The sequence below is a fragment of the Alloyangia pacifica genome, from assembly GCF_900116195.1.
In the GTDB taxonomy this organism is placed as follows: Bacteria; Pseudomonadota; Alphaproteobacteria; order Rhodobacterales; family Rhodobacteraceae; genus Salipiger; species Salipiger pacificus.
Genome location: NZ_FOZW01000007.1, coordinates 302947 through 323424, shown reverse-complemented (window position 1 = coordinate 323424; position 20478 = coordinate 302947). Strand labels below are relative to the sequence as shown.

At 65.8% G+C, this 20478-nt stretch carries 22 protein-coding genes; 10 read left to right on the top strand and 12 right to left on the bottom strand.

Features of this window, described 5'->3' with window-relative positions; genetic code table 11:
* Window positions 1–91: 91 nt before the first annotated feature.
* Window positions 92–583: a 5-(carboxyamino)imidazole ribonucleotide mutase gene (gene purE, locus BM397_RS16660; protein WP_092426141.1), complete on the bottom strand. Its 492-nt coding sequence runs from the start codon at window positions 581–583 to the stop codon at window positions 92–94.
* Window positions 584–805: 222 nt separating this feature from the next.
* Between purE and BM397_RS16655 the strand changes: the two genes are divergently transcribed.
* Window positions 806–1735, top strand: coding sequence for an L-lactate dehydrogenase (locus tag BM397_RS16655; RefSeq protein ID WP_092426138.1), 930 nt, complete (start codon window positions 806–808; stop codon window positions 1733–1735).
* Between the two features lie 51 nt (window positions 1736–1786).
* On the opposite strand, the gene BM397_RS16650 is transcribed toward BM397_RS16655, so the two are convergent.
* The 3 genes from BM397_RS16650 to BM397_RS16640 all read right to left on the bottom strand — a co-directional run bounded on the left by BM397_RS16650 (window position 1787) and on the right by BM397_RS16640 (window position 4860).
* Window positions 1787–2287 carry a type III secretion system chaperone family protein gene (locus BM397_RS16650; protein WP_092426136.1) on the bottom strand — a complete coding sequence of 167 codons (501 nt, stop codon included), beginning with the start codon at window positions 2285–2287 and terminating at the stop codon, window positions 1787–1789.
* 441 nt (window positions 2288–2728) lie between these two features.
* Window positions 2729–3262, bottom strand: coding sequence for a DUF3859 domain-containing protein (locus BM397_RS16645; RefSeq protein WP_092426134.1), 534 nt, complete (start codon window positions 3260–3262; stop codon window positions 2729–2731).
* On the bottom strand, window positions 3262–4860 hold the full coding sequence (locus BM397_RS16640; RefSeq protein WP_092426132.1) for a phosphoenolpyruvate carboxykinase: 1599 nt from the start codon (window positions 4858–4860) through the stop codon (window positions 3262–3264). Before BM397_RS16640 ends, BM397_RS16645 begins: the two co-directional genes overlap by 1 nt.
* 382 nt (window positions 4861–5242) lie before the next feature.
* Here BM397_RS16640 and BM397_RS16635 point away from each other — a divergent pair, with 382 nt between their 5' ends.
* Genes BM397_RS16635 through BM397_RS16605 form a run of 7 tightly spaced genes read left to right on the top strand, consistent with a single transcriptional unit; the run spans window position 5243 to window position 10676 of the window.
* Window positions 5243–5944, top strand: a complete 702-nt coding sequence (locus tag BM397_RS16635; RefSeq protein WP_092426129.1) for a response regulator transcription factor — start codon at window positions 5243–5245, stop codon at window positions 5942–5944.
* 3 nt (window positions 5945–5947) lie between these two features.
* Window positions 5948–7666, top strand: a complete 1719-nt coding sequence (locus BM397_RS16630) for a sensor histidine kinase (RefSeq protein ID WP_092426127.1) — start codon at window positions 5948–5950, stop codon at window positions 7664–7666.
* Window positions 7667–7670: 4 nt separating this feature from the next.
* Window positions 7671–8111 carry an HPr kinase/phosphorylase gene (locus BM397_RS16625; RefSeq protein ID WP_092426125.1) on the top strand — a complete coding sequence of 147 codons (441 nt, stop codon included), beginning with the start codon at window positions 7671–7673 and terminating at the stop codon, window positions 8109–8111.
* On the top strand, window positions 8104–9027 hold the full coding sequence (gene rapZ / locus BM397_RS16620; RefSeq protein WP_092426123.1) for an RNase adapter RapZ: 924 nt from the start codon (window positions 8104–8106) through the stop codon (window positions 9025–9027). Before BM397_RS16625 ends, rapZ begins: the two co-directional genes overlap by 8 nt.
* Entirely contained in the window at window positions 9024–9422 is a 399-nt protein-coding gene (locus BM397_RS16615; protein ID WP_092426120.1) for a PTS sugar transporter subunit IIA, read from the top strand. The genes rapZ and BM397_RS16615 overlap by 4 nt, the downstream gene beginning before the upstream one ends.
* Window positions 9423–9469: 47 nt before the next feature.
* Window positions 9470–9751 carry an HPr family phosphocarrier protein gene (locus BM397_RS16610; RefSeq protein WP_092426118.1) on the top strand — a complete coding sequence of 94 codons (282 nt, stop codon included), beginning with the start codon at window positions 9470–9472 and terminating at the stop codon, window positions 9749–9751.
* Window positions 9752–9800: 49 nt separating this feature from the next.
* Complete coding sequence (locus BM397_RS16605; protein WP_092426116.1) at window positions 9801–10676, top strand: lysophospholipid acyltransferase family protein; 876 nt, start codon at window positions 9801–9803, stop codon at window positions 10674–10676.
* A gap of 117 nt (window positions 10677–10793) precedes the next feature.
* Here BM397_RS16605 and BM397_RS16600 read toward each other — a convergent pair whose 3' ends face one another.
* A complete protein-coding gene (locus BM397_RS16600) occupies window positions 10794–11669 on the bottom strand; it encodes a 3-hydroxybutyryl-CoA dehydrogenase (protein WP_092426114.1) in 876 nt (291 codons plus the stop codon).
* A gap of 161 nt (window positions 11670–11830) precedes the next feature.
* Here BM397_RS16600 and BM397_RS16595 point away from each other — a divergent pair, with 161 nt between their 5' ends.
* Entirely contained in the window at window positions 11831–12697 is an 867-nt protein-coding gene (locus BM397_RS16595; protein ID WP_092426112.1) for a DUF6473 family protein, read from the top strand.
* A gap of 75 nt (window positions 12698–12772) precedes the next feature.
* Here BM397_RS16595 and BM397_RS29730 read toward each other — a convergent pair whose 3' ends face one another.
* The 7 genes from BM397_RS29730 to BM397_RS16555 form a co-directional block, all read right to left on the bottom strand.
* Window positions 12773–13474 (bottom strand): phasin family protein, encoded by a 702-nt coding sequence (locus tag BM397_RS29730; RefSeq protein WP_245696106.1) that lies wholly within the window; start codon window positions 13472–13474, stop codon window positions 12773–12775.
* A 94-nt stretch (window positions 13475–13568) separates the two neighbouring features.
* Window positions 13569–14933, bottom strand: coding sequence for an aminotransferase class III-fold pyridoxal phosphate-dependent enzyme (locus tag BM397_RS16580; RefSeq protein ID WP_092426110.1), 1365 nt, complete (start codon window positions 14931–14933; stop codon window positions 13569–13571).
* A gap of 3 nt (window positions 14934–14936) precedes the next feature.
* Window positions 14937–15698 (bottom strand): carbon-nitrogen hydrolase family protein, encoded by a 762-nt coding sequence (locus BM397_RS16575; protein WP_092426108.1) that lies wholly within the window; start codon window positions 15696–15698, stop codon window positions 14937–14939.
* Window positions 15699–15715: 17 nt separating this feature from the next.
* Entirely contained in the window at window positions 15716–16741 is a 1026-nt protein-coding gene (locus BM397_RS16570) for an extracellular solute-binding protein (RefSeq protein ID WP_092426106.1), read from the bottom strand.
* A 44-nt stretch (window positions 16742–16785) separates the two neighbouring features.
* Window positions 16786–17595: an ABC transporter permease gene (locus BM397_RS16565; RefSeq protein WP_092426104.1), complete on the bottom strand. Its 810-nt coding sequence runs from the start codon at window positions 17593–17595 to the stop codon at window positions 16786–16788.
* Window positions 17595–18512 carry an ABC transporter permease gene (locus BM397_RS16560; protein WP_092426101.1) on the bottom strand — a complete coding sequence of 306 codons (918 nt, stop codon included), beginning with the start codon at window positions 18510–18512 and terminating at the stop codon, window positions 17595–17597. Before BM397_RS16560 ends, BM397_RS16565 begins: the two co-directional genes overlap by 1 nt.
* Complete coding sequence (locus BM397_RS16555; RefSeq protein ID WP_092426099.1) at window positions 18512–19597, bottom strand: ABC transporter ATP-binding protein; 1086 nt, start codon at window positions 19595–19597, stop codon at window positions 18512–18514. The genes BM397_RS16560 and BM397_RS16555 overlap by 1 nt, the downstream gene beginning before the upstream one ends.
* Window positions 19598–19684: 87 nt before the next feature.
* Between BM397_RS16555 and BM397_RS16550 the strand changes: the two genes are divergently transcribed.
* Window positions 19685–20476 carry a helix-turn-helix transcriptional regulator gene (locus tag BM397_RS16550; RefSeq protein ID WP_092426097.1) on the top strand — a complete coding sequence of 264 codons (792 nt, stop codon included), beginning with the start codon at window positions 19685–19687 and terminating at the stop codon, window positions 20474–20476.
* Window positions 20477–20478: the final 2 nt, after the last annotated feature.

The window sequence follows — 20478 nt, the reverse complement described above, 5'->3', positions numbered from 1 at the left end:
CCGTGGCGGCACCGAAGGCGGTGCGCTTGCCACGGGTCGCGCGCCCCGGGGGCACCGCAGGCACCCCCAGGATCCGGTGTCGCCGCGGTGCTCAGTCCCGCACGGGTTCGTCGGGGATCGAGTCCGACAGTGCCTGCCGCCAGGCGTCGAGACGCTCGGCCAGCCCCTCGTCCTGCAGCGCGAGGATGCCCGCAGCCATCAGCCCGGCGTTGGCCGCGCCCGCAGCCCCGATCGCCATGGTCGCCACCGGAAAGCCGCGCGGCATCTGCAGGATGGAATAGAGGCTGTCGACTCCCGAGAGCGCCTTGGTCTGCACTGGCACGCCGATCACCGGCACACGGGTCTTCGACGCCATCATGCCCGGCAGGTGCGCCGCGCCGCCTGCACCGGCGATGATCACCTGCAGGCCGCGCCCGGCGGCCTCTTTGCCGTAGGTCCAGAGCCGGTCCGGCGTGCGGTGCGCCGAGACGATCTTGACCTCGTAGGCCACGCCCAGCTCGTCGAGCATCTGCGCCGCTTCCTGCATGGTGGGCCAGTCCGACTGGCTGCCCATGATGATGCCGACCTTCACCTGTTCCGTCATGTCCGGGCCTCTTTCGCCTGCTGGATCCGCCTTGTGAGGGCGGCACTATAGCGAGGGCACCCCCGGTGTCCATGGCGTGTCCATGTCACGACAGGCGAATGCGCGTGTGTCGTGCAATCGGCGAAGAACCTCGCCCTTCCGGCCACTTCCCTGCCCTGCGGGTTTGGTCCGAAGCCCGGCCCGTGCCATGGTACCGCCATCACCGGCGAGAGGGAGACCGGCATGAAAGTGGGAATCGTGGGCGCAGGCATGGTCGGTTCTGCAGCGGGCTACGCGATCGCCCTGCGCGGCGGCGCGAGCGAGATCGTCCTCGTGGACAAGAGCGAGGCACTGGCCCGGGCACAGGCCGAGGACATCGCCCATGCGGTGCCCTTCGCCCACCCCTGCCAGGTGCGCTCGGGCGGCTACGAGCGGCTCGAGGGGGCGGCGATCGTGATCCTTGCCGCTGGCGTGGCACAGAAGCCCGGAGAGAGCCGCCTGAGCCTGCTCTCGCGCAACGCCGAGGTCTTCGCCCAGGTGATCGAGGGCGTGCAGAAGGCGGCGCCTCAGGCGATGCTGCTGGTCGCCTCGAACCCGGTGGACGTGATGACCGAGGTGGCGCTGCGCGCCTCGGGCCTGCCCGCCGGGCAGGTCATCGGCTCGGGCACCATCCTCGACACCGCACGCTTCCGCTGGCTGCTGGGCGATCACCTCGGCATTGCGGCGCAATCGGTGCATGCCTACGTGCTGGGCGAGCATGGAGATTCAGAGGTGCTGGGCTGGGCCTCGGCCCGCGCCGGGGCGATTACCGTCGGCGAGTTCGCCGAGCAGGTCCACGCGCCGATCACCGAGGAAGTGCGGGCACGCATCGACGAGGCGGTGCGCCGCGCCGCCTATCGCATCATCGAGGGCAAGGGCGCGACATGGTACGGCATCGGCGCGGGCCTCGCGCGCATCGTGCAGGCGGTGCGCGACGATCAGCGGGCGGTGCTCTCGGTCTCTGTGGTGACGCCGCTGGTGGAGGGGGTCGAGGAGGTGGCGCTCAGCCTGCCCCGCGTGGTCGGCGCGGGCGGCGTCCTGACGACGCTGATCCCCGATCTCGACCCGTCCGAGGCGGCGGCACTGCGCGCCTCGGCGGAGATGCTGAAGGACACCGCGCTGGGTATCCGCTAAGGGCAAGCGCGGGCCGACCGGCCCGTCGCTGTCTTTGGTGAAGGACCGCGCTCAGGCGCGGCCGTAGGCTTCCGCCATGGCGATCTGCAGCGCCTCTTCGGCGCTCTTGCCCGCCCAGTTGATCAGCTGGAAGCACGGGTAGTAGCGCTCGGAGGTCATCACCGCCGCGCCAATCATCGTGTCGATCTGCTCGGGGCTGGCGACCTGGCCGCCTGCGAGCACGAGCCCGTAGCGGTAGACCATCAGCTTGGACTCTGCCCAGTAGCAGAAGGCGCCCGCCCAGCACTGGTCGTTGACCGCGTTGAGACCGGCATAGAGCTCGGGCAGCGAGTCCTTCGGCGGCTCCATCTCGAAACTGCAGATCATCCGCAGCGTCTCGTCGTAGGGGGACCATGCGAGGGTGATCGAATAGGTGCGCCACTGGCCCTCGACCGCCATGGCGATCTGGTCTTCGCCAACGCGGTCGAAATCCCAGTCATTGGTCTCGGCCAAGGTCTCGACGATGTCGATGGGGTGCAGCTCTTCGCTCAGAAAGTCTTCGGACAGTGCCATGCGCCACCTCTTATGGTTGTAGCTTTGGGGCTTGGCAGCGCCCCGCGTGCTAGGTGCCTGCTCGTAGAGATGTTGGGGGTAAACCCTCGTCTCTTACCATATATCGTGCCTGTGGCCCGCACCTTCTGTAAAGCGAAATGTTCGTGACGCACGCAATAAGTTGTGGAGTGATCTGTTATTTAATCAAGATGCAGATTCACCCGCTGTGGGCAACTCCGGGGAGTCCCGAGGGGGCCGGACTCAAGGTTCTGAGTCTTTTCAGAGGCCTGACTCCTGAAGGCGGGCTGTGGATGAAATCAGTGAAACGGGTGCGCAATCCGGGACAAATCCGATGCCAATTTCGCCGAGGATTCCTCGAGAAAATGCTGGGAAACACCCTGAGGATGCCGGAATGCCCATCAAGTACCGCTTAGGGTGTGCCCTGTCGCCACGGCAGGCGGCTCAGGACATCGGCGCCGGCCCATCGCAGGCCGCGAGCACCGGTCGGGCGGCATCGGCCGGAACCACGGTGAAATGCTGCTCGAGCAGCCGCTCGCCATTCGCTTCCAGAGCCATGGTCCAGGCGCCCTCGACCATCTCGTAGGCGTATTCGAAGGTGAAGAGGCTCACACTCGGCTCACCCGGCGCGGCGCCGGTCGTCCAGCTTTCCACCTCGACCGCGCGCGGTCCCATCGGCGGGTGGGTGACGACCACCTGCAGCGCCATGGGGTCGGCGGCCTGATCCAGCGTGAAACGGATGCCGAAGCTGATGCCGAGCGCGGCGGGCACCACCTCGGTCGCCACATCGACGCGGCGTCCGGGCGAGATCAGGTTGATCACCCCCTTCTCGGTCTCGGGCGCGGGACGCGCCCCCTCGGGCGTGACCTGGCAGATCACCCCGCGCTCGAGCAGCACCACGGGGGCTTCGGCAAAAGAAAGGCCGGACCCCGCAAGAGCGGGTCCGGCCAGCGTCATGAGGATCGCGAAAGCGCGCATCAGCCGATCGCGGCGGCTTTCACGTCATCGTCGATGTAGGGCACGTATTGCGCGAAGTTCTCGGCGAACATGTTCACCAGCTTGGCGGCCTGTGCATCGAAGGCGTCCTTGTCCGACCAGGTACGGCGCGGGTCGAGCAGCAGCTCGGGCACGCCCTCGACCGAGACCGGCACCTCGAAGCCGAAGTTCGGATCCTTGCGGAACTCGACCTTGGCGAGCGAGCCGTTCAGCGCCGAGTGCAGCAGCGAGCGGGTCGCCTTGATCGGCATGCGGTGGCCGGTGCCATAGGCGCCGCCGGTCCAGCCGGTGTTCACCAGCCAGCAGGTCGCACCGTGCTTGGCGATCTTGTCGCGCAGCAGGTTGCCGTAGACTTCCGGGCGCAGCGGCATGAAGGGCGCGCCGAAGCAGGTCGAGAAGGTCGGCTGCGGCTCGGTCACGCCACGCTCGGTGCCCGCCACCTTAGAGGTGAAGCCCGACAGGAAGTGGTACATCGCCTGCGCCGGGGTCAGCCGCGCGATCGGCGGCAGGACACCGAAGGCGTCGCAGGTCAGCATGATGATGTTCTTCGGGTGCCCGCCGAGCGCGGTGGACGACGCGTTCGAGATGTACTCGAGCGGGTAGGCGCAACGCATGTTGGCGGTCAGGCTGTCGTCCTCGAAGTCGAGTTCGAAGGTCTCTTCGTCGAAGACCATGTTCTCGATCACCGTGCCGAACTTCGAGGTGGTCGCGTAGATCTCGGGCTCCGCCTCGGCCGACAGGTTGATTGTCTTGGCGTAGCAGCCGCCCTCGAAGTTGAAGGTGCCACGGTCGGACCAGCCGTGCTCGTCGTCACCGATCAGCACGCGCTCGGGATCGGCCGAGAGCGTGGTCTTGCCGGTGCCCGACAGGCCGAAGAAGACAGCGGTGTCGACCGGGTTGTTCGGCGCGTGGTTGGCCGAGCAGTGCATCGCCATGATGCCCTTCAGCGGCAGCATGTAGTTGAGCAGGGTGAAGACCGACTTCTTGTTCTCGCCGGCATATTCGGTGCCGCCGATGAGGATGGTCTTCTTGTCGAAGTTCAGCGCGATGACGGTGTCGCTCCGGCAGTCGTGCTTCTTCGGGTCCGCCTTGAAGCTCGGACAGTTGATGATGGTGAAATCGGCGAGGAACTCGTCGAGCTGCTCGCGCTCGGGGCGGCGCAGCATGTGACGGATGAACAAGCCGTGCCAAGCCAGCTCGGTCACCATGCGCACCTTGATCGAATGCGCCGGGTCCGCGCCCCCCACGAGGTCCTGGACGTAGTAGTCCTTGCCCTTCATGTGCTCGAGCATGTCGGCATGCAGCGCGTCGAAGCCCTCGGGCGACATGGCGCGATTGTTTTCCCACCAGATGTTGTCTTCGACCGAGGGGGTCTTGACCACGTGCTTGTCCTGCGGCGAACGACCGGTGAACTTGCCGGTGGTGACGTAGAAGGCACCGCCCTTGCCCAGCGTGCCCTCGCCACGCTTCAGCGCGGCTTCGATCAACGCAGGCTCCATAAGATTGTAATAGACATTGCCCAGCCCTTCGATCCCCTGATCTTCAAGCCGGAATTGCGGGTTCACCCGTCCAAATGTCATCTGCCAAGCTCCTGTAGCCGCTAATCTGGGCGGCGGTAGTCATTGGGGCGGCATGGTGGCTGCCGTCCACCGGCAGCGCCCGCCACCGGTATCAGAGGCTTTAACATGTTGGGAACGGCCAAGAACAGAAGTCATCCAGCCAGTTAGCGCAACCAAAATGGCTTTAGCGTTAGCACCCGGTAAGGCTAGCGTTACCATCGGTCACCGTTTCTGCAACTTGCGCCAGCAGGGTGAGACATTTTAGCCATTCCTTACCTAATCTGCGCTGCAATTAAGTCGCAGCTCTGCACTGATTCGCGGTATGGGATTGTTGAACAATCAGAAACTTCGCATACTCGTCGGAAAAAGAAGGCATAACAGAGCAGTACAAGGATGAAGTGCTATGTCTAAAATCGCCCTGGTGGACGATGACAGGAACATCCTGACATCCGTGTCCATGACACTCGAGGCGGAAGGGTTCGAAGTCGAGACTTACAATGACGGGCAGTCTGCGCTGGATGCGTTCAGCAAGAAGATGCCCGACATGGCTGTTTTCGACATCAAGATGCCGCGCATGGACGGGATGGATCTGCTGCAGCGCGTGCGTCAGAAATCGCGCATGCCGGTGATCTTCCTCACGTCCAAGGACGACGAGATCGACGAGGTTCTCGGCCTGCGCATGGGCGCGGACGACTACGTCAAGAAGCCGTTCAGCCAGCGCCTGCTGGTCGAGCGCATCCGCGCGCTCCTGCGCCGTCAGGAAGCTCAGGCTGGTGAAGTCGTTGGGGATACCGAGGACACCAAGCTGATGACCCGCGGCTCGCTCACCATGGACCCGCTGCGCCATGCGGTCAGCTGGAAGGGCAAGGACGTCTCGCTCACCGTGACCGAATTCCTGCTGTTGCAGGCGCTCGCCCAACGGCCCGGCTTCGTGAAGTCGCGCGACCAGCTGATGGATGTCGCCTACGACGATCAGGTCTACGTCGACGACCGCACCATCGACAGCCACATCAAGCGCCTGCGCAAGAAGATGCGGACCGTGGACGAGGACTTCTCGGCCATCGAAACGCTCTATGGCATCGGGTATCGTTACAACGAAGAGTAAGCGATGGCCTTGGCCGAAAGGATCTCGATGCGCGACGAAGAGTCGGGCGACAGGCAGGACGCCGATGTTGTTCTCGGGGATGACTGGATCGCCCCGGACAGCACCGTAGAAAAGGAATTGCGGGACAGCCGTGCCCGGCGCTCCCTCTTTTCCCTCAACCGGTCCCCGCTGACGCGCAAGATCATCACGTTCAACCTCATCGCGTTGAACGTGCTGGCTGCGGGTATCCTGTGGCTGAATTCCTCGCGCGACACGCTCGCCCTGCAGCGCGCCGATGCGACGCTCGCCCAGGCAGAGCTGATCGCCGATGTCTTCGAGATGCAGCTGCCCGAGGGTGTGCCGGTCAGCCTCGGCTCGTCAGACGGCATCGACGTGGCCGCCACGATCGGAAGCCTCGAGCTGCGCCGGGGCACCAAGGTGATGATCTTCGACGCGGGCAGCTTCCTCGTCGGCGAAGCGGGCGGACCGCCCGCGCTGGCGACCGGCCCCGCCGCCGGGCGCGACACGATGATCTCCAACTTCCTCGACCAGCTCTGGCAGGGGATTTCCGGCCTCTTCTCCTACTTCCAGCAGCCCCCGGCGCTCGACCTTGAAGACCGGCTGCGCCAGCAGATCGAGGCGGGCGATCCCGCCACGGCGCGCGTCGAGGCCGGGACCGGCGAGGCAGGCGAGACACTGTTCACCGCCTTTTCCCCGATCCGCCAGGGCACCAACATCATCGGCAGCGTCGCACTCGTCGCCGCCGCGCCCGAGATCGACTCCGCGGTGAGCGCCGAGCGCGAACGCGTGCTGCAAATGTTCGTCATCGCGACGCTGGTCTCCATCGGCCTCAGCCTCGTGCTGGCTTCGACCATCGCCAACCCGATTTCCGATCTGGCCGATGCCGCCGAGATCGGCCGCGACCGCAACAAGTCGCAGGGCAATTCGCGCCGCATCCGCATCCCCGACCTGACCGCCCGCCCCGACGAGATCGGCCGTCTTTCGGGTGCTCTGCGCGGCATGGTCGCCGCGCTCTACGACCGGATCGACGCCAACGAGCAGTTTGCCGCGGACGTGGCGCATGAGATCAAGAACCCGCTGGCCAGCCTGCGCTCGGCGATCGGCAGCCTGCGCATCGTCAAGAAGGACGAACACCGCGACAAGCTGCTCAACGTGATCGAGCACGACGTGCGGCGCCTCGACCGGCTGGTCTCGGACATCTCCAACGCCTCGCGCCTCGACTCCGAGCTGGTCAAGGAAGAGGAACAGGAGTTCAACCTGCTGGAGATGCTCGGCAACCTTGGCCAGTTCCTCGGCGAGGACGCCCGCAAGAAGGGCATAGAGTTCATCACCGACCTGCCCGAGAAGCCGATCCGCATCAACGGGCTGGAGCCGCGCCTCGCGCAGGTCTTCGTCAACCTGATCACCAACGCCATCTCCTTCTGCGAGGACGGCGATGCGATCCGTGTCTGGGCCCGACGCCGCGACAACCGCGTGCTGGTGGTGGTCGAGGATACCGGCCCCGGCATCCCCGAGGAGGCGCTGCAGAAGATTTTCAAGCGCTTCTACTCGCAGCGTCCCGAGAACGACTTCGGCAACAATTCCGGCCTCGGCCTCGCCATCTCGAAGCAGATCGTCGAGGCGCATGGCGGGGTGATCTGGGCCGAGAACATCCGCCCGACCGAGGCGGACATCACCTCCGAGCCGCTCGGCGCGCGTTTCGTCGTCGGCCTGCCCGTCTGATCCCATGAGCCCTCCGCATCCGCTGATCCTCCACGCCACCGCGGTGGCGGTGGAGGGGCGCGCGCTGCTGATCCTCGGCGCATCCGGTGCGGGAAAGTCGGGGCTGGCGCTCGAGATGATGGCGCGTGGCGCGCGGCTGGTGGCGGATGATCGTGTTGTGCTGACCCACGAGGACGGCACGCTCTGGGCCACCCCCCCTGCCCCGCTCGCCGGACTTATCGAGGCACGCGGACTGGGCCTTCTGCGCGCCGAGCACTTGCCCCGCGCCGAGGTCTTCGCCGTGCTCGACCTCGACACGCCGGAGACCGACCGCATGCCGCCATGCCGAGAAATCATGCTGCAGTCGCAAAATCTCCCCTTGCTTCACAATGCCGCGCATCCCTATTTTCCCGCAGCGCTCGTTCAATATCTGAAGGGTGCAACAAGGGATCCGCAGCATGGATGACTCGCCGAAAGCACCCCAGCACGTGGTGCTGGTCACCGGCCCCTCGGGCGCCGGGCGCTCCACCGCGATCAACGCGCTGGAGGATTTCGGTTTTGAAGCCATCGACAATATCCCGCTGGGCCTGATCCCGCGCCTGCTCGAAGGCCCCACGCTGGACCGGCCGCTGGCGCTCGGCGTCGACATCCGCAACCGAGACTTCACCGTCGAGGGCCTGCTGGAGCTGCAGGCCGCGCTGACCTGTCAGCCGCAGATCAGCCCGCAGCTGCTCTATCTCGACGCCGCGCCGACGGTGCTGGCGCGGCGCTATTCCGAGACCCGCCGCCGCCACCCGCTCGCCCCCGACAGTGCCTACACCGAGGGCATCACCCGCGAGCTGGCGCTGCTCGAGCAGGCGCGTGCCGCCGCCGACATCCTGATCGACACCTCCGAGATGAGCCCGCACGAGCTGCGCGCCCAGCTCGCGATCTGGTTTGCCGGCGAACAGGCGCAGCAGCTCGCCGTTTCGGTCGAGAGTTTTTCCTACAAGCGGGGTCTGCCACAGGGGCTCGACATGGTCTTCGACTGCCGCTTCCTCGACAACCCGCATTGGGTGCCCGAGCTCCGCCCGCTCACAGGGCTCGACACGCCGGTGCAGACCCATGTCGAATCCGACCCGCGCTTCGCCCCATTCCTCCAAAAGGTGATCGATCTTGCCGTCTTTCTCCTCCCGGCATGCACCGACGAGGGCAAGGCGCATCTCTCTTTCGGCTTCGGCTGTACCGGCGGACAACATCGTTCCGTCACTGTGACCGAAACCGTCGCGCGTGCCCTTGCAGAGCAGGGCTGGCAGGTGTCAACTAGGCACCGGGAACTCGAACGCCGCGGCCTGGCCGCCAAGGGCGTGGCAACTGGACTGGACGAGAGGTCGCAGGCGTGATCGGCATCGTGATCGTGGCGCATGGTGGGCTGGCAAAGGAATACCTTTCGGCCGTTGAACATGTGGTCGGGGCTCAGCCCGGAATCATGGCGATCTCGATCGAAGCCGATCACGATCGCGGCAAGAAACAATCGGAGATCTGCGAAGCAGCGGACCGGGTCGACACCGGTGACGGCGTGGTGCTGGTCACCGATCTCTTCGGCGGCTCGCCGTCGAACCTGAGCCTGCTGGCCTGCCAGCCCGAGAACCGCCGCATCCTCTACGGGATGAACCTGCCGATGCTGATCAAGCTCGCGAAGACCCGGCAACTGCCCGTGCCCGACGCCGTGCGCGGCGCGCTCGAGGCCGGGCGGAAATACATTGACAGCCAGAACGTCAGGCCCGATCCGGTCTAGAGCCGTTTCAGGTGCCGCGCGATGGCCCCGCAACCAAGAGACTGAAGATGAGTGATACCTCTGTTCGCCGCGTGTTGAACATCGTCAACGAAAAGGGGCTGCATGCCCGCGCATCGGCCAAGCTGGTCGAGGTGGTCGAGGGGTTCGACGCCCACGCGGAAGTGTCCAAGGACGGGATGAGCGCCGGCGGCGACAGCATCATGGGGCTTTTGATGTTGGCAGCTTCCAAGGGAAGCTCTATTGAAGTCGAAACCTCCGGACCGGACGCCGCTGCGCTTGCCGACGCGCTGGAGGCGCTGGTTGCCAACCGCTTCGGCGAGGACAATTGACGGCACAACCGACGCCCCGGGTGGGTGCATGAAAAAGCAGGGTAGGCACATGCTTGACAGCCATGACGCCTCGGCCACGCAGGACCCCGCCCTGCCGACGCCCGCGGCGCCCTATGACAAGCGCAAACTCAGCTACGCCAACACCTTCACCAACCCGTGGAAGGCCAACACCATCCGTGCGCTGGAGTGGCTGACCGGAAAGATCCCGCTGATCCGACTGGTGCGCCGCTTCGAGCGCGCCGGTGTGCCCGAGGGGCAGGCGTTCTGGGCGCAGGCGCTGAAGATGATGCGGATCGAACTTCAGACCCCCGCCGAGCAGATCGCGCGCATCCCCAAGGAGGGGCCGGTGATCGTCGTCGCCAACCATCCGCACGGGCTGGTTGACGGAATGGTCCTCGCCGAGCTGATCGGCCGGGTGCGCACCGACTACAAGATCCTCACCCGCTCGCTGCTCACCGGTGTGCAGGAGATCGGTCAGTTCATGATCCCCGTACCCTTCCCGCACGAGGAGACGGCGCGCGAGCAGAGTCTCGAGATGCGCGCGACGGCCATGGATCATCTGAAGCGCGGCGGGGTGATCGCGCTGTTTCCCTCGGGCGTCGTGGCCTCCTCCGAGTCGATGTTCGGTGCCGCAATCGAAGCGGTGTGGAATCCGTTCACCGCGAAGATGATCCAGCGCTCCGGCGCCACCGTGGTGCCGATCTATTTCCCCGGACAGAACAGCCGCGCCTATCAGATCGCCAACCGCGTCTCGCCGACAGTGCGCCAGGGCTTGCTGATCCACGAGGTGATCCACGCCTGCGGCAAGCCGCAGCGCCCTGTGGTCGGCGCTCCGATCAGCCCCGAGGACGTGCGCGACTGGTCCGGCAACCAGCGCGAGTTCGTCGCCTGGCTGCGTGAAAGGACGCTGGCGCTGAAGGGGTAGGCTCCGCGCGAGTCGCTTCGCAGCGTAGAAGGAAAAAGAGGGGGCGCTGCCCCCTCTTGGCCGATGGCCAATTCACCCCCGGCGTATTTTCAAAGAGAAGAAGCGGCGGGCGGCGCCTCAGCGCGTCGGCACCGGCTCGTCGCCGCGGTAGTCGTAGAAGCCGCGCTTGGTCTTGCGACCGAGCCAGCCGGCCTCGACGTATTTGGTGAGCAGCGGGCAGGGACGGTACTTGGTATCCGCCAGCCCGTCGTGCAGCACGTTCATGATCGCGAGGCAGGTGTCGAGGCCGATGAAATCCGCCAGTTCCAGCGGGCCCATCGGGTGGTTCGCGCCGAGCTTCATCGCCATGTCGATCGACCGCACGTTGCCGACGCCCTCGTAGAGCGTGTAGACCGCCTCGTTGATCATCGGCACCAGGATACGGTTGACGATGAAGGCCGGGAAATCCTCGGCCGAGGCGGCGGTCTTGCCGAGGTTCTCGACCACCTTCAGGCAGGCCCGGTAGGTCGGCTCGTCGGTGGCGATGCCACGGATCAGCTCGACCAGCTGCATCACCGGCACCGGGTTCATGAAGTGGAACCCGAGGAATTTCTCGGGGCGGTCGGTGCGCGAGGCGAGCCGGGTGATCGAGATCGACGAGGTGTTCGAGGTCAGGATGGTGTGCGGCAGCAGGTGCGGCACCAGCCCCTCGAAGATCTTGGTCTTCACCGCTTCCTGCTCGGTGGCGGCCTCGATCACCAGGTCGGTATGGGCGATCTCGACGGTGTCGAGCGTGGTGGAAATCTTCGCCAGCGCGGTGTCGCGCGCCTCGGCGCTGATCTTCTCGCGGCTGACCTGCCGGTCGAGGTTGCGGGTGATCAGCTCGACCGCGGCGTCCAGCGACTCCTGGCTGACGTCCGACAGGCGCACCTCGTAGCCCGCAAGCGCCATGACATGGGCGATGCCATTGCCCATCTGGCCCGCGCCGATGACACCGATGCTCTTGATTTCCATGGACCCTACCCTGCTCTCATGCGCGGCAACCTTATGCCCCTGCCCGGGCCCGCCGCAAGCGGAAGCCCGGCAATTTTTGTGCGCATTTTCGCATTAGCGAATTGTTGGGGCGGGATGCCGATCCTGACGCCGGGTGAATGGGAATCAGATTGGGGGGCGTCATGTCCGTTGCCGGGTCCTTTCAGGGTGCTCTGGAATATTTTCCGTGCCGCTATGGCAAGTCGCGGTTGCTGTTCCGGGGGCCGAAACGGGCGCTGGACGGGCGCTACGTGGCCTTTCTGGGCGGCGCCGAAACCTTCGGACGCTTCGTGGAGTCGCCCTTTCCGGCACTGGTCGAACGGGCGCTGGTCGAACGGGCGCTGGACGACGCCGGGATCCCCCTGCCCTGCGTCAATCTCGGCGTGATCAATGCCGGTATCGATCTCTATATCGGCGATCCGGCGGTGCTGAACCTCGCCGCCCGTGCCGATCTCTGCGTGATCCAGGTGATGGGGGCGCAGAACATGTCGAACCGCTTCTACGGCGTGCATCCGCGGCGCAACGACCGCTTCCTGCGAGCCTCGGACCGGCTGCAGCAGCTCTTTCCAGAGGTGGACTTCACCGAGTTCCATTTCACCCTGCACATGCTGGGTCGGCTGCGCGAGATCTCCGAAGAGCGTTTCGCCGAGGTCACCGCCGAGCTGCGACTGGCCTGGGTGGCGCGGATGAAGCACCTTCTGACGCTGCTCGGCGGGCGTGCCGTGGTGCTCTGGGCCGCGGGTCACACGCCACCCGAGACCCATGTGAACGCCCTGTCCCCCGCACCGCTGTTCATCGAGCGCGGCATGATCGAGGCGCTGCGCCCGCGCGCCGCGGCGCTGCTCGACCGTCCGCTTTCCGCAGGCAGCCTGCAGGCGGGTACCGAGGGGATGATTTTTGCAGATTTCGAGGCCGCCGCCGCCGCAGAGGCGCTCAGCCCCGCCGCCCACGAAGAGATCGCCGCGGCGCTGACGCCGGCGCTTTCGGAGTTGCTCACGCGGGAAGAATGACGGAAGGCGCGGGCGCTGCGCCTCCAAGCCCCGCGCCCCGTCCGAGGTCCGGAAGGGCGCGGGCAGGAAACGGGATCAGCCGGGGATGACCGAGAGCTTGCCGCCCAGTTCGGCGAGTCGGCCCCAATGTGCACGGTAGTCCTCGCTGGCCTTCTGGAAGAAGGCGCTCTGGATGCGGATCAGCTCGGCAGGGCTCTTGCAGTGCAGGATACGGTGCTGGGTTGCCACGTCCTCGCGCACCCGCTCGGCGGTGAAGCTCTGCAACTCCGCGCCGATGTCCAGCATGGTGTCGACGATACCGGTCGCCGCATAGGGCTCGAGGTTCCAGCTCACCCGCAGGCTTTGCTCGGCAGGGGCCGACGGGCTGGCCACGGCCGCCTTGGCGGCGGGTTTCGGCGCGGCTGGTTTCGGCGCGGCGGATTTCGCTGCCGCAGGTTTCGCGGCCACCGGCTTGGGCGCGGCGGGCTTGGCTGCGGGTTTGCTCGATTCGGCAGGCTTGCGACGCGGCGCGGCACGCTGTTTCGGGGCCGGCTTCTCCGCCGCGGGAGCCGCCGGAGCCGCCGCCTCGACCGGCGCGGGGGCCGGCACCTTGGGCGCTTCGGGGGTCGGCGCGGGGGCCGCTTCGGTCACCTCAGGTGTCTCTTTTGCCACGGAAGTTGCCGCGGTGGACGGGCTCACCGCGGCGGATTTCGCGGGCGTCCGGCGGCGGGTGGCGGTGCCCCGCGACGAGGTCGACTGGCTACGCGTGGTGGTCTTGCGGGGGGTCGGCTTATCCATGTCTGGGCTCCTTCCAAGCAGGATAGTACTGCCCAACCCTTACCACAGGTCAGACGCGAGCGGGACGCTGCACGCCCCGCTCACGGTCAATTTGTCACAGGCTGCTCTGCAATGCAGCAATGCTCTCGCGCAGAATGTCCGCAACCCGGTCGATCATCGCGTCATCCATGATCAGCGTGGGCGACAGGATCAGGATATTGCCGAGCGGGCGCGCGATCAGCCCGCGCTTCTGCGCCTCGCGCGCGACGCGCAGGCCGATCAGCTCCTCGGGCGCGAAGGGTGCCTTGGTCGCCTTGTCCTTCACGAACTCGATGCCGATCATGAAGTGGCTGCCGCGCACCTCGCCGACGATGTCGAACTCTTCAAGTTGCCGCAGCAGCGCCTCGAAGCGCTTGCCCGAGGTGCGCACCCGCTCGGGGATCTGCTCCCGCTCCATCAGCGCGATATTGGCCAGCCCCGCGGCGGCGGCGGCCGGGTGGCCCGAGTAGGTCATGCCGTGGAAGAACATGCCGCCCGGGCCCGAGATCACCTCATGGATCTCGTCCGACATGATGGTGGCCGACAGCGGCTGGTAGCCCGAGGTGAGCCCCTTGGCGGTGTTGATGATATCGGGCTGCACCCCGAAGACATCCTTCGAGGCGAAGAAATGCCCGAGCCGGCCAAAGGCGGTCACCACCTCGTCGGTCACGTATTTGATGTCATGGGCGCGGCAGATCGCGGCCATCTCGGTGTGGTAGCCCTCGGGCGGGACGATGACGCCGCCGGCGCCCATGATCGGCTCTGCGATCATGCAGGCGATGGTCTCGGCTCCGTAATGCTGGATGGTGTCGAGCAGGTCCTGCTTCAGCACGCCGAGGAACTCCGCCTCGGTCATCTCGCCGCCCTCGCGCCAATGGTGCGGGCAGCGCAGGTGATGCACCAGCTCACCGGACTTGTCCCAGCCTTCGGAATAGCCCGGGGTGGTCATCGCCACCGCGAGGTTGGTCGAACCGTGGTATGCGCCATGGCGCGACAGGATGCGCTTCTTCTGCGGCTGTCCGAGACGGTTGTAATAGTGGTGCAGGATACGGATCGCGGTCTCGTTGGCGACCGAGCCGGAGTTTCCGAAATGCACCTTGTTGAGGGTGCCCGGCGCCAGCTCGGCCAGCTTCACGGCCAACGCAGCCGCCGCGGGGTGGGTGAAGTTGTAGAAGGTCGAGTAGAAGTCGAGCGTGTCGAGCTGCTCCTTGATCGCGTCGATGATCTCGGTGCGGCGGTGCCCGGCGTTGACACACCACAGCCCGCCGATGCCGTCGATCAGCTCGTTGCCCTCGCTGTCGCGCACCATGGCGCCCTCGGCGCTGACGATGACCGTGCGCGCACCCGACTGCTTGAGCGCATTGAGGTCGGCCCAGCTTTGGACGAGGTTGGTGTCGGCGGTGAGCACGCCATCGGTGGAAATGTCGAGATCGAGCGACATGGGTTAGACCTCCCTGTAGTCCTGGATTTGGGTGGAGCGGAGCTCGGGCGCGATGGGCGCGCCGACCTCGGCGATCAGCAGCGTCTCGCCGGTCCCGGCCTTCGCAATGAGACGGGCGTCGGGGGCGGCAATGACGGAATTCCCGCCAAAATCGAGACCGTCATCGGTGCCGCAGAAATTTGCGTAGGCAATGGTGACGTCCGACTCCGCCGCGCGGGCGGGGACGAAGACGTTGGAGACATGCTCGAAGCCCGCCGGATTGGCGGTGGGCACGAGGATCAATTCGGCGCCACGTGCAGCAAGCGCCTTCACGTGCGGCGCAAATTCCACGTCGTAGCAGATCAGCATCGCGGTCGTCAGACCCTCCAGCTCGAACAGGCAATAGGCATCGCCCGGAGCAAAGCTGGCCTTCTCCATCGGGCCGAAGAGCTGGATCTTGCGGTAATGGCCGACCTCGGCGCCGGTGGCGTCCCAGCAGGTGGCCGAGTTGTAGACCGTGTCGCCGTCGCGCTCGGCCCAGCCGAGGCAGAGGCCGCATCCGGCGTCACGCGCCATGGCCGAAAGACGCTGGCACCACGCCCCGCCGCGCGGCTGCGACAGGGTGCCGTGCAGGTCGGGCCGGTTGTAGCCCGGCAGGAAGAGCTCGGGCGCGATCAGCAGCCGCGCTCCTGCGGCTGCCGCCGCCTTGAGTTGCGTCTCGAGGCGGGAGAACCCCGCCTCGAGATCACCGCCGATCGGCGGACCCTGGTAGAGGGCAAGTTTCATCGTCACTTTTCAGGTGTTCACTTCTTCAGGTTGGTCCAAATCGCGTCGTACATCTCCTGCACGTCCTGCGCGCAGGCCTCGACGAAGACACCCTTGGCATCCGCGGGCGGGTTCGATTCCGGGGAATTGGCGACTTCGGGGTCGAGGAACTCCTCCACGCCCTTCACGCCGGCGGTGTATTGCGCGTAGTTGGTGACCGCGGCGGCATTCTCGGGCTCGAGCAGGAAGTCCATGAACTTCAGCGCATTGTCGCGGTTCGGCGCATCCTTCAGCAGCACCACGTTGTCCATCCAGACGATCATGCCTTCCTTGGGGAAGACGTATTCGATGGGCGCGCCCTCGGCGCGGGCCTTGGCCGAGAAGCCCGACCAGATCATGCCGGCGGCCGCATCGCCCGAGACCAGCACGTCCTTGGCCACGTCCGAGCCGAAGCTTGCCCAGTCGGGCTTGGCGTCCTGCACCAGCGCGTTGAGCTGCTTGAGCTGCTCGCGGTCCGAGCTGCACTGCGGGATGCCGAGGTAGAGCGAAGCCAGCGTCAGCGTCTCGCCCGAGGTGTCGAGCACGTTGATCTTCCCCTTCAGCTCCGCCGGCGGCTCGAAGATCAGCGAAAGGCTGTCGAGCGGGCCGTCGTAGACCTCCTTGTTCACCGAGAAGGAGGTCGAGCCCCACTGGTAGGGGATCGACGACTTGCGGCCCGGGTCGAAATCGACGTCCAGCCACTTGTCCTCGATATTGCCGAAGTTGCTCAGCTCGCTCGGCTCGAAGGTATCGAGCATGCCCTCGTCACCCATGATCTTGACCATGTAGTCGCCCGGCACCGCGAGGTCGTAGCTGCCCATCTTGCCCGCCTTCAGCGCGGCCAGCAGCGCCTCGTTGCTGTCGAAGGTGTCCATGGTCACCTCGACATCGTATTCGGCGGCGAACTTGTCGAGCAGCTCCTGCGGGATGTACTCGAACCAGTGGTAGAGCGAGAGCTTGCCCTCGGCGCTGGCGGCAGTGGCCAGCGACAGCGCCAGCACGGACGTGGTGAGGAAGGTCTTCATGTCAAAGTCTCCGCTGTTGGTCTGTTGGATGTTTTCTTTGGTTTTTATCGTTTGGTTTGCCCCGCCCGCCCGATGATCCAGGAGAGCGTGACGAAGACCACCGAGACCCCGAGAAGCAGGGTCGATATGGCCATGATGTTGGGCTTGATGCCCTGTTTGACCGATCCGAAGATCGCCGTGGGCAGGGTCTCGACCCCGGCGCCCTTGACGAAATTCGTGATCAGGAAATCGTCGAGCGAGATGATGAAGGCCAAGAGGAACCCCGAGAGGATCCCCGGCACCATCAGCGGCAGCAGCACCAGCCGGAACGCCTCCCAAGGGGTGGCGTAAAGGTCCATCGCCGCCTGCTCGTACATGTCCGGCACGCTCTGCATCCGCGCCGAGATCGGCAGGTAGGCGAAGGGGATGCAGAACACGATATGTGCGAGGAAGATGGTCAGCAGCCCGGTCTTGAAGCCGATGGTGATGAAGAACACCAGCGAGGCCACGGCGGTGACGATCTCGGGCACCATGAGCGGCAGGTTGATCAGCGCGAGGCTGGCGGTCTTGCCCCGGAAGCGCCCGGCCCGGTTCATCGCCACGGCGGCTGCGGTTGCGATCAGCGTGGCGCAGATCGCCGCGCCGATGGCGATGGTGAAGCTGTTGATCGCCGCGTCGCGAAACTTCGGGGCCTCGGGGCCGGTGAAGACATCCACGTACCACTTCAGCGAGAAGCCGCCCCAGCGGGTGATCGAGGTACTGTCATTGAAGCTGTAGATCGCCACGATCACCAGCGGCGCATAGAGCACGAAGAGGCAGAGCCAGGTGATCGCGCGAAAGCCGGTGAAGCGGCGCAGGTCGACGGGCTTGGCCATCACCGCTCCCCCTTCGTCTGCGCCCGCGCGTGCACCAGCAGCACGCCCATGACGATGGTCAGCAGGATCATCGAGGCCGCCGCGCCAAAGGGCCAGTTGCCCGCCGCGCCCTTGAACTGTTCCTCGATCAGCGAGCCGATCATGAAGGTCTTGGCCCCGCCCAAGAGGTCGGGCGCAAGAAACGCCCCCAGCGAGGGCACGAAAACCAGGATGCAGCCCGCCACGATCCCCGGCTTCACCACCGGCAGGATCACCAGCCGCAGCGTTGCCCAGCTGCTGGCATAGAGATCCGCCGCCGCCTCGGACATCGAGAAGTCGTAGCGCTCGACGGCGGCGTAGATCGGCAGCACCATGAATGGCAGGTAGCTGTAGAAGAGCCCCAGCTGCACCGCGAAATTGGTGTTTACCAGCGCCAGCGGCGTGTCGATCACCCCGAGCGCCAGCAGGAACTCGTTCAGCGGGCCGGTGTCGCGGATCAGGAATTTCATCGACACGGTGCGAATGAGCAGGTTCACCCAGTAGGGCACGGTGATCAGGAACAGCCAGACCGAGCGCGCCTTCACATCGCGCGTGGCGATGAACCATGCCGTCGGGAAGCCGATCAGCAGGCAGAGCACCGTGGCAAGCCCGGCCTGCCAGATCGAGCGCCAGAAGATGCCGATATAGGTCCACTCGATGCTCGGCGGCTCGTCCCCGAAGAGGCCGCGATCAAGGAAGAACTGGTCGTAGGCGGCCAGGGTGAACTCCCAGATCACCCCGCCCCGGAATTCCTTGGTCAGGAAGGAGTAGATCGCCATGATCGCCACCGGCATCACCAGGAAGACCCCGATGAACAGCCAGGCGGGCAGAAGCAGCTTCGGCCCGTTGCCCTTGTAGATCTCCGACTTGGAAGCGCCCCCCGGCGCGCCGCCGGCCATCAGTCCGACAGCAGGCGCGCCGCGCCCGCCTCGATCTCGAGCCCCAGCCGTGCGCCGCGCTCGGGGATCGCCCCCGCGCCGTTCTGCAGCCGCACCACCAGCGCCTCGCCGCTGCCGAGCCGCATGTGCAGCTGCGTGTCGGTGCCGAGGTAGACGTGATCCTCGACCGTCGCCTGCAACTGCCCCTGCCCCGAAATGGTAATGCCCAGCCGCTCGGGCCGCAGCGACAGGTGCCCCTGCCCCACACGCGCGCCCAGCGCCGCCGGGCAGCTCAGCCGCGCGCCTCCGGGCAGCAGGATCTCGGCCGCGCCATCCGCCACCCGGCTCACGGTCACATCAAGCAGGTTGGTCTCGCCGATGAAGTCGGCCACGAAGCGGTTGCTCGGTGCCTCATAGATCTCACGCGGGGTGCCGATCTGCTGCACGTGGCCCGCCGACATCACCGCGATGCGGTCGGACATGGTCAGCGCCTCTTCCTGATCGTGGGTGACGAACACAAAGGCGATGCCGGTCTCGCGCTGGATCGCTTTGAGCTCCGAGCGCACCGCCTGCCGCAGTTTCAGGTCGAGCGCCGAGAGCGGCTCGTCGAGCAGCAGCACCTTGGGCCGAGGTGCCAGTGCACGGGCCAGCGCGACGCGCTGCTGCTGCCCACCCGAGAGCTGCCCCGGGCGGCGCTCGGCGAATTGACCGAGCTGCACCAGATCGAGCACCTGTTTGGCCCGTGCCTCTGCATCCGCGGCGCTCCAGCCCAGCCGCAGCAGGCCGAAGCTGGTGTTCTGCGAGACGGTCATATGCGGGAACAGCGCATATTGCTGGAAGACGGTGTTCACCTCGCGCTTGTGCGGCGGCAGCGGCGCGATGTCCTGCCCGTGGAGGCGGATCGCACCCTCCGAGACATCCTCGAAGCCGGCGATGCAGCGCAGCAGCGTGGTCTTGCCGCAGCCCGAGGGGCCGAGCAGGGTGAAGAACTCGCCGTCGCCGATCTGCATCGACACGCCGTGCAGCGCGGTGACGAAGCCGTAGCGCTTCACCACGTTGTCGATCTCGACCGCATTCGCCGTCAAAGGAGCCGCGTTATCCGCCATCGAATCCCCTTGCCCTATACCCCCGGTTTCTCGAAGGTCAGGCTATAAACCGGCGAAACGGGGGGTATATACCCCCAAAGAGGTATGATGGAACGTCCCGAAGGCAGCGCCGAGGACCATCTGGGCAGGGCGATCACCGCGCTTGGCAGCGAAGATTTCGCCGCCGCGCTCTACGAGTGGCTGAGCCACAGCTACGACATCGACAACACCACCATGCTGGCTTACTTCCAGGCCCGAAAGCCGCAGGTCCTGTTCACCCAGTCGCGCGAGCCGAAGGTGCATGAAAGACTGGAAGAAGACTATCTTTCAGGAGCTTACCTTCTGGACCCCTTCCATGATCTGCACGTGCGGAGGGTCCCCGCCGGGCTCTACCGGCTGCGCGATATCGCGCCCGATGCCTTCCTGCGGAACGAGTATTTCGCGGCCTACTACCGGCGCACCACGCTGATCGACGAGATCGCCTATGTGGCCAATCCGGCCGAGGGGGTATCCGTGCATGTCTGCCTCGGACGCGACGCCTCGTCCGCGCGCAGCTTTTCGCAACGTGACGTGGAGTTTGCACAGAAAATAGCCCCGATTGCCTGCGCATTGTGCGAAAAGCAATGGGGCGGCCTGTCGTCCTCCGGCGACTATACCGACGCGGCGCTCACCGAAAGGTTGATCCACGCGCTGCTGGACGAGCATCGGATCAGCCTCAGCCCGCGGCAGGCCGAGGTGGCGCTGCTGATCCTGCGGGGCCATTCGACCGTGTCGATCGCCTTGCGGCTCGACCTCAGCCCGCAGACGGTGAAGGTCTTTCGCAAGCAGCTCTACCGCAAATGCGGCATCTCCTCGCAGGGCGAGCTCTTCTCGCTGATCCTGCCGCTGCTTGCGGACTGACC